Origin of the sequence: Moorena sp. SIO3B2, from assembly GCF_010692525.1 — a bacterium.
Taxonomy (GTDB): domain Bacteria; phylum Cyanobacteriota; class Cyanobacteriia; order Cyanobacteriales; family Coleofasciculaceae; genus Moorena; species Moorena producens.
This window is the reverse complement of sequence record NZ_JAAHHE010000248.1, coordinates 1-9,041: the sequence shown is the minus strand read 5'-3', so window position 1 is coordinate 9,041 and position 9,041 is coordinate 1. Positions and strand designations below refer to the sequence as shown.

General features: G+C 42.2%; 6 protein-coding genes. 2 read left to right on the top strand and 4 right to left on the bottom strand.

What is annotated here, in order from left to right:
* Positions 1 to 786: ATP-dependent sacrificial sulfur transferase LarE (larE, locus tag F6K38_RS29760; protein ID WP_287358685.1), on the top strand; the 786-nt coding region annotated here is incomplete at its 5' end.
* Between the two features lie 95 nt (positions 787 to 881).
* Here larE and F6K38_RS29755 read toward each other — a convergent pair.
* The 4 genes from F6K38_RS29755 to F6K38_RS29740 all read right to left on the bottom strand — a co-directional run bounded on the left by F6K38_RS29755 (position 882) and on the right by F6K38_RS29740 (position 4,149).
* Positions 882 to 2,321, bottom strand: coding sequence for an FAD-dependent oxidoreductase (locus tag F6K38_RS29755; RefSeq protein WP_287358682.1), 1,440 nt, complete (start codon positions 2,319 to 2,321; stop codon positions 882 to 884).
* A gap of 72 nt (positions 2,322 to 2,393) precedes the next feature.
* Positions 2,394 to 2,624: a hypothetical protein gene (locus F6K38_RS29750; RefSeq protein WP_131826899.1), complete on the bottom strand. Its 231-nt coding sequence runs from the start codon at positions 2,622 to 2,624 to the stop codon at positions 2,394 to 2,396.
* Positions 2,625 to 2,656: 32 nt separating this feature from the next.
* Positions 2,657 to 3,547 carry an Rpn family recombination-promoting nuclease/putative transposase gene (locus F6K38_RS29745; protein ID WP_008190431.1) on the bottom strand — a complete coding sequence of 297 codons (891 nt, stop codon included), beginning with the start codon at positions 3,545 to 3,547 and terminating at the stop codon, positions 2,657 to 2,659.
* 149 nt (positions 3,548 to 3,696) lie between these two features.
* Positions 3,697 to 4,149: a MerR family transcriptional regulator gene (locus F6K38_RS29740; RefSeq protein WP_287267650.1), complete on the bottom strand. Its 453-nt coding sequence runs from the start codon at positions 4,147 to 4,149 to the stop codon at positions 3,697 to 3,699.
* A gap of 190 nt (positions 4,150 to 4,339) precedes the next feature.
* Between F6K38_RS29740 and F6K38_RS29735 the strand changes: the two genes are divergently transcribed.
* The gene (locus F6K38_RS29735) at positions 4,340 to 8,623 is read left to right on the top strand and encodes a tetratricopeptide repeat protein (protein ID WP_287358679.1); all 4,284 of its coding nucleotides are present in this window, start codon (positions 4,340 to 4,342) and stop codon (positions 8,621 to 8,623) included.
* The last annotated feature ends 418 nt before the right edge of the window (positions 8,624 to 9,041 follow it).

Below are 9,041 nucleotides of genomic sequence, written 5' to 3'. Positions count from 1 at the left end.
GAGATGGAACGGGCTTTGATTGCCTATTCTGGGGGAGTTGATAGCACGCTAGTTGCTAAAATTGCTTACGATGTTTTAAGCGATCGCGTAATAGCGGTCACTGCTGAATCCCCGTCACTATTACCAGAAGAATTAGAAGACGCTCGCATCCAAGCCGCTACCATTGGCATTACCCATGAGGTTGTCCAAACCCATGAGATGGATAATCCTAATTATACCTCTAACCCGGTCAATCGCTGTTATTTTTGCAAAAGTGAACTCCACGACACTCTCAAACCTCTAGCCCTAGAGCGAGGCTATCCTTATGTAGTCGATGGGGTGAATGGGGATGATTTAAGGGACTATCGTCCAGGGATTCAGGCGGCCAAGGAACGAGGTGCGCGATCGCCTTTAGCGGAAGTGGGGGTAACTAAGGCGGAAGTGCGCCAACTCTCGAAACAATTAGGACTGCCGTGGTGGGATAAACCTGCCCAACCTTGTCTGAGTTCTCGCTTTCCCTATGGGGAAATGATTACAGTGGCTAAGTTACAACGGGTAGGACGAGCAGAGATCTATTTACGGAAGTTAGGTTTCTCGAATTTGAGGGTTCGTTCAGAAGGAGATACCGCACGAATTGAGTTACTACCGGAAGAGATTAAGGAATTTGTGGTAACAACAGATTTACCAAAGTTAGTAGCAGAGTTTCAGGAGTTGGGTTTTGTCTATGTGACCCTGGATTTAGAAGGATATCGCAGTGGCAAATTGAATCAAGTTTTGAGTCAGGATGTGATTAGTATGAAAGCTTAATCAGTTTGGATTTGTGTAAGCTATCAGCTATCAGCTATCAGCTATCAGCTATCAGCTATCAGCTATCAGCTATCAGCCATTCGCGTAGCGTGGCCTTAGGCCAAGGCTGACGGCTGACTGCTGACTGCTGAATGGTTACATTGCTCCAGTAGTTGGTCAAAATTACGACAATATACCAATTGTTGGTAGTCTTGCCATGCTTGTTTGTTATTGTAGGGAATTCTGGTCAATGTTGCTTGTTGAATCTTCTCCATTAATGGACGACGAAGAGATTCATAGTTAAGGAAAGCATTGGCGATTGCTTGGATATTATCAAGATTATTTTTATGTACAATATTAGCGATAAGGGTAGCTACAACCAGAGCATCTTCCAATCCTTGATTAGCCCCTTGAGCCATGAAAGGAGGCATCCCATGGGCGGCATCACCCACTAATACAACTCTACCTGAACTCCAGGGAGATAGAGTTTCTACACGGTGAATGTAATACGGACGGGATTGCATTTTGACAGGAGGAGATAACGCCACTAATTGTGTGAGAGCTTTGGGAAAATTAGCGTTTTCCAACTCTCGTAATGCTAAAGCAATTAAGGCACTTCCAGATTTTTCTGTCAACTCCTCCTGGTTTAAAGGAAGATGGATCAAATACCCAAACTGAGCATTGGAACGGCGAAATAGGAGCATCCGTGGGGATTCCATAGAAGGGGAATCCTCTGAGATTTGATCATTAGTGCGATCATTAGTGATACTTATAATCCGTTCCTGCTGAAAAAATTTGTTTTCAAGCTCTGTGCTTAGCTCTGGGGGAATATCTGTGATTTCCATACAGAATAGGGCGGCAAACCCGGAATAGTCAGGTCGTGCTAAACCACTGTAGGGACTATCATTATAAACAATTCGACGAATGCTAGAGTTGATCCCATCTGCAGCAACAACTAGCCTAGCCCGGGTTGATTGTTTTTGAAATTGTTGGGGACTATGTTCTGAATTAAAGGAGACTGTATCCTCATCGTTTTGTCTGTTTGACCAATGAGCATAGGGATTTGCTTCTATGGCTGCATCAGAAACAAAATCTAGCCGAACATATTCGGTGTTTCCTTCATCGACTACATTGATACAACGATGATTCGCTTTAACCTGTTCAACGGGAAGTTGCTGTCTGAGAGTGGTCTGTAAATCATACCAAGAAATTGAGACTCGACCCTCTCCATAATCCTTGAACCAACTCTCATAGCTAAGAGGAATTGAGTGAATTTGCTCTCCCTTCAAATTTTTGTAAACCCATTTTTGATTGGGTTGCACTTTCTGCAAAAACTCCAGATCCGTGTTTTTAACGGCTTCGTAAGCAGAAGGCGCTATGCGGTTAAGGGCTTTTAATCCATTGGGCAGAAGATCGATAACCTGACCCACTCGACGAAAGGCACGAGTTTGATCAAGGACTATAAAATTAGAGATACCTCGCTGCTGTAAGCCAATGGCAGTGGCTAATCCCACTGGACCAGCACCAACTACAATAATATCATAAGTGTCGATCATAATTATATTTTTGCGATCGTTTTTGCGATCAGCTTCGCTACTGCTGTTTGGGCAATGCCATTACCCTACCAACTATAGGAATTCTACGACTTGTGAGGTCAAATTTCTGGTTTTTAGGGAGGAGGTAGCAGTGATGCAGCGCGGTCTTGGGGAGGCAGCGCGGTCTTGGGGAGGCAGCGCCTTCACGCGGGGGTTTCCCCCGGAGACGCGCGCCTGATTACGTTGAGCCTCACGCCAAAGGCGAACGCGAACGGAAGAGGGAAAAGGGAAGAGGGAAGAGGTAAAAAATAATGTGTACCTCATGAGTCCTATGAACGCTATATCCGGGCTGAATGCTAGTTAAGCCAATTTTCTAAATCAGTTATGTTATTGAAATCTAAGAAGTCTTCTCCCAAATTTTCCAACTCTTCAATTGTTAAAATTTCTATTTTGCTAATGGTTTTTTTATCAATTTCCCCAAAACGCTTTTTCAGTTGACGTATTATTAAGGCGATCGCCTCATTTTTTCTACCGATTTCTTCAGCATAAGTTATTTTCCCTCTTTCATCTTGTAATGCCATAGCACGGCGATCGGCAATTTCTAATTCTTCTGGCGTCATACCAGCTTGATTAGCAAGATTTAAAGCTGATTCTATCTCTGATACTTCTCCTAAAGAAGGAGGAATGTTATCGAAACTAGAAGCTTCTTTGATGAAATAAATCCATTTATCGGCTAAAGTTTCTAATTCTGAGAGTCTTTTATGGAATTTCGGTAATTCTATAAATATTAACTGCAATTCCTCTTCCAGACATTCAAACTTTTCTGTTTTTTCTTGAAACACAAATTGATTAATAATTTGCTGAGTTTCGTCAAACAAAATAAAATCCGTAATTGTGACAGCTATAACAGGTTTAAGACGAATATAGTCCTCTGCTGTTTTTAACTGATTAACATATCCTTTCACCATATTATAAAGTACCCGTTTGCTAAAACCAGTCATGGATGATACTTGCATTTCAATTAGGACAATCTCTCCATCCGCTAACACTGCTTTTACATCCAAATAAGTGTCTTTTAAAGTCAACACTTGACCGGGATTATAGGGATTAATAATGGTTAAAGATTGAATGATTGGTTCGCCATCATAAATAATGGCATTTAGAAAACTAATTAATATATTTTTACTTTCTTTGGAACCAAATATTTTTTTGAATACATAATCTATTTTAGGGCTGATAAATCTCATAGTTTTGGCGTTCCTTAATTAAGGAATAAATGCGCGATCATCTGGTTTTATTAAAGCCCCTGTTGCTCCTCGAATTCTGAGGGACTTTGAAAGTTTTGTTACCCCCAGAATTGGGGAAACCATAGCCAGAATCAGCAATGCCCTTAGTATCAAGCACTAGCCGGAAAACTACCACCAATAAAATGAACATCACTGAAGGTTTCGATCCATAGACGAGCACCACAACGCAGTGGGTGATCGGGCTGATAGACAATCCGACATGGACCAAGGATTTCGATCTGGTTGCCATATAGATTGTTGCCGCTTCGTTTTACCGAAATCACTGGCTGACGGTCTTGGGGAGGTTTAGCATTGTTGCTGCCAATCCGATTACGGTTGACATTGATGGTGGCTAAAGCGGGAGGACGACTGGTACGCCATTTGCCCTTTGGTCCACGGGTACCTTTGGTGATTTGTGGTAGGTGCTTGAAAAGAGGAATAATCCAGAATTTGCCACTTTTATAGGCACCCCTGACCCGACCCTTCTCCAGGAGTTGGCGCAATCGTCGAGAAGAAATACCTAATAGAGATGCGGCTTCGGTAGTACCAACGCAGTGGTTCATGTTCGGATTCCCTAACTCTTCCTATAAAAATAGTATAGCAAAAATTTATTCCTGGACGCCTTAATGTAAAGTTATGTAAAGTTTTGCCAAACTGACCGGACAACTAGGGTGAAATAATTTTTCATGATTGATATCTAATCAAACCGGATTTAGTATTACAGCAACCTAGCTCTGCCCTGCAAACCGCTATATGACTACCAACCAATTGTTAGAATCAAACCTTGAATCTCTAATCAATACAGCCGCTCAAAATCATCAGTTGGGTAAATTAGATGAGGCTGAATCTATCTACAGACAGGTAATACAGATTCAGGGGGATTATCAGGGTGAGGAAAAGTCTTTATTGAAGCCCTATAACGTGATAGCCATTGCTAATTTTGCAAGTATATTTGAGGAAAAAAACAAGCTAGAGGAAGCGGTAGCCTTGTACCAACAAGCCTTAACCCTAAAACCTGACTTTGCTGAAGTTCATAACAATTTGGGCAATATCTTCTGGGCAAAAGGAGAGTTAGAGAAAGCGGTACAGTATTACCAAGAAGCGATTAAGGTTAAACCTGACTATGCTGTGGCTCATAATAATTTAGGAAATTTGCTTCATAATCAGGGTAAGTTAGGGGAAGCGGTACATTGCTACCAAGAAGCGATTAGGGTTAAACCTGACTATGCTCAGGCTTATTGTAATCTGGGAAATGTACTGCAGGTACAGGGTAAGTTAGATGCGGCACGAGAGTCCTACCAGGAAGCGATTAAGCTTAAAGCAGATTGTTTTCAGGCTCATAACAATTTGGGGACTCTATTCCAAACACAGGGCAAGTTAGATGCTGCAAGAGAGTCTTACCAAGAAGCAATTAGGCTTAAACCTGACTATGCTGACGCTCATAACAATTTGGGAACAATACTCCAAAAACAGGGCAAGTTAGAGGAAGCGGTACAGTCCTATCAGGAAGCGATTAGGCTGAAACCTGACTTTGCTGAGGTTTATAACAATTTAGGAAATACACTCCACGAACAGTGCAAGCTAGAAGAAGCCCTACAGTCTTACCAGCAAGCATTAAGTATTAACCCTAACTTGGCTGAAGCTAAACTGGCCATGTGCGTGTGTCAGATTCCGATCATTTATTCAAGTGTTGATGAAATCAAGGTAACGCGAAATAATTACCAAGGTAGTCTTAAAAAATTAGCGGATAGCTATACACAGAGCGATACAGAGCTAAGTCCAAGGGAACTGCTAAGTGCCGCTAACGCGGTGGGAGCGTTTCAGCCTTTTTATCTGGCCTATCAAGGGTTAAATAACCGAGAGTTACAGGAAATTTATGGACAAATGATTTGCCAGATCATGTCCCAGTGCTATCCCCGGTGGAGCCAGAAAATTCCTCTACCAAATTTAGCGCCTCATGAAAAAGTTCGGATTGGAGTTATTTCGGAATTCTTTTGGGATCATTCTAATTGGAAAATACCGATTAAGGGCTGGGTAGAAAATCTAGATAGATCGAATTTTGAACTATTTGGTTATCACACAGGGTTAAAACAGGATAAGGAAACAGCAATAGCCGCAAAATCATTTGTAAAATTTGTTCAAGGTTCTTTCACTATCGAAGAATGGTGTGAGGTAATTACGGAAGATAAATTACACATCCTTATTTTTCCGGAATTCGGGATGTCCCCAACTACAGTTAAGTTGGGTTGTTTAAGACTGGCTCCGATTCAAATGACATCTTGGGGACATCCGGATACTAGTGGGATGCCGACTATTGACTATTACTTGAGTAGTGATTTAATGGAAGCAGAAAATGCTCAAGATCATTATAGTGAGAGGTTAGTTAGATTACCGAATCTCTCTATCCATTACACACCTTTGGATATTACACCGGAAGCGATCGCTAAAAAGGACATAGGCTTAGATGATGATGAGATTATGTTCTGGTGTTGCCAATCGTTATATAAGTATTTACCTGACTATGATGATGTATTTCCTAGAATTGCTAAGGAGTTAGCTCATCGGTGTAAGTTTGTATTTATTAAATATGTTAAAAGTGACCGGGTTACTGAGATATTTGAGCAGCGTTTAAGGGATGCTTTTAATAAATTTGGCCTCGATTATACAGACTACTGCATATTTTTACCATTCATGAATAACAGGAGGTTTGCTGGAACCTCAGCGATAGCGGATGTATTCTTGGATAGCATTGGTTGGTCTGGATGTAACTCTAGTTTGGAATCGATTGCCCATAATATTCCGATTGTGACATTGCCAGGAGATTTGATGCGTGGTCGGCATACGATGGCAATTCTAAAAATGATGGGTCTGGAAGAGACAATTGCTTCGAGTAAAGAGGATTATGTGAAAATTGCGGTACGGTTGGGTCAAGATGCTCAATATCGTCAATACATATCTGATCAAGTTGCTGAAAATAAGCATAAGTTATATGGTGACTTGAAACCGGTAAGAGCATTGGAAGATTTTCTATTAAATGTAGTCCATAAACCAAGACAATTTGCGATGGAAACTGTTTCTGAAGCACTACAAATTGCTGTTCAACATCGTCAAGCCAATCGCTTAAACCAAGCTGTACAGCTTTACTATAAGATTTTGGAACAACAGCCTAATCATCCGGAAGCTTTATATGGCTTAGGGGTGCTGGCACAGCAAACAGGTCAGTATGATACTGCCGAGAAGCTGTTCAGAGCTACTGTGGAAGCGGAGCCGAATTCTGTTAAGGCTTGGTTCAGTTTAGGTAATTTGTGCCAAGGTCAAGGTCAGTTGTCTGACTCGGTGGAGTGTTACCAACGAGTTTTAACAATACAGCCGAACTTAGTACCGGTTTACAACAACCTTGGGTATGCTCTACAACAACAAGGTAATTGGGACGATGCGATCGCATCTTATCAACAAGCTTTGGAGATTGAGCCTACCTGCACTGAAGCTGATGTGAATTTGGGCAATGCACTCCACGCTCAAGAGAAGCTTGCCCTAGAAAAACAAGCACACTACGCACAATTGAACCATGAGCTAGGGGTTACCCGGCAAAAAGCAGGAGATTTGACTAATGCTGTGGCTTACTATCGCCAAGCGGTGGCGATGCAGTCAGATTTGGTCAGCGCTCATTACAATTTGGGAGTGGTGCTTCAAGACCAAGGTGAGTTTGAAAATGCGATCGCATCTTATCAGAAGGTTCTCGAACTCAATCCTAGTTATGGGGAAGTGTACTTTAATTTAGGCAGGATTTACCAAACCCAGAAGCAGTTAGAGGAGGCAGCATCTGCTTATCGACAAGGGTTAATGCTAGTCAATCCCCGGTATGGGAAAGTAGTCAATCCTGACAAAGGTTCTGACAAAGGTTCTGACAAAGGTTCTGATAACGGTTCTACAGTATCTCTTGAGACACTAACACCACCGCAGGTAGAACAACCAGACGTTACGATCGGGGGATATCAGTTTCCAGGGATTCCGAGCGTATCGGTAAGTGAAGACAAGCGACCGTTTTGGACAGTAATTATTCCTTTATATAACCGTACTGACTATCTTCTAGAATGTTTGGCCAGTGTATTGGCTCAATGGCAGGGCGAAGAGGAGATGGAAATTTTGGTTATGGATAATGCCAGCACACCTCCTCTATACGATTTGGTGAATTCGATTGGGGGAGGGGTAGTTCGCTACTACCGCAATCCAGAAAATATCGGTGCCCGACGCAATTTTAATCTTGGTATTGCCCTCAGTCGCGGTCAGTGGATTCATGTGCTTCCTGAAGATGAATATGTTCTTCCAGGTTTTTATTCCCGGTTGAAGAAGAGTCTAGAAACATGTAGTGATTCTGTGGGAGCAGCATTTACGGGTTATGAAAATATCAATGAGAAAGGAAAGATAATTTTCTCCCAACAAGTGTATGGAAAAGATACGGGTATCCATCAAGATTGGCTGTGGAAGATTGGCACTTCCAATGTCTTGAATCCCTGTGCAGTTGTGATTCGTCGCTCTACTCATGAACATCTGGGCTGTTACGATCCGGAGAACACTTATACTCCTGACTGGGAACTTTATAAGCGTATTGCTAGTTTTTATGATTGGTGGTACGAAGGCGATATTTTGGCACGTTACCGTGAGCATGATAATAATATGACCAGTGAATTGATATTATCTGGAGCTCAAGCAACGTCTATCCGCCTGGGGATTGAAATTTCCGAGAGCTATCTTCCTGCTGAGCATTGTGCAGCAATTACCGCCAAAGCTCGTAACCATTACTTTAATTATTGTCTAAACCATATGGTAATTCCCCTAAAGGCTGGAAATCTTGCTGGTGCATTTCGTCTGCTCCAAGAGGCACTCAAAATTGATCCGTCTCCTCAAGCTGTGGAGAAACTATTTACTTGGCTTACTAAAGCGGAAGCTGCTCCTCTACGGGATGAGATTGCTTCAAAGTTGCGCTCGATTATGTTGAATCATAGTTCAGAAAGTTTTTACTTTGCTTATCCCTAGTTATAGCAGAAGTCAGAAGTCAGAAGTCAGAAGTCAGAAGTCAAACTCTTTCGCTTACTTAGGTTTGAGACTTTTGTCATGTCCTAACTGCCCTGTCTTGATGCAGTCGCTCATGGGGAGGGGCTGTGTGCGGAACCTGCGTCCGCACCTTGTAAGCCCCGTGGAAACCACGCCAGTTGCTCATGGGGGAGACCCCCAAGACCGCACTGGCTCCCCAAGACCGCGCTGCATCGCTGGCGACTGCTATAGATATAGGGTTTTTATCTGGGTTGTGAACACACTTATTGCCAATACCCAAGGGCGAATATGTTCACAACTCTATACAATTACCAATTACCAATTAAAAAGTAAAAATTGAGGATTACAACAGTGACACAACTTTCTGAAGCACTTCAAGTTGCTCTTCAATATCATCGAG

Bases quoted from the DNA above. Each gene is read 5' to 3' on its own strand.
- F6K38_RS29735 (WP_287358679.1), top strand. From the start codon at position 4,340: ATGACTACCAACCAATTGTTAGAATCAAACCTTGAATCTCTAATCAAT.
- F6K38_RS29750 (WP_131826899.1), bottom strand. From the start codon at position 2,624: ATGAGGTACACATTATTTTTTACCTCTTCCCTCTTCCCTTTTCCCTCT.
- F6K38_RS29755 (WP_287358682.1), bottom strand. From the start codon at position 2,321: ATGATCGACACTTATGATATTATTGTAGTTGGTGCTGGTCCAGTGGGA.
- F6K38_RS29740 (WP_287267650.1), bottom strand. From the start codon at position 4,149: ATGAACCACTGCGTTGGTACTACCGAAGCCGCATCTCTATTAGGTATT.
- F6K38_RS29745 (WP_008190431.1), bottom strand. From the start codon at position 3,547: ATGAGATTTATCAGCCCTAAAATAGATTATGTATTCAAAAAAATATTT.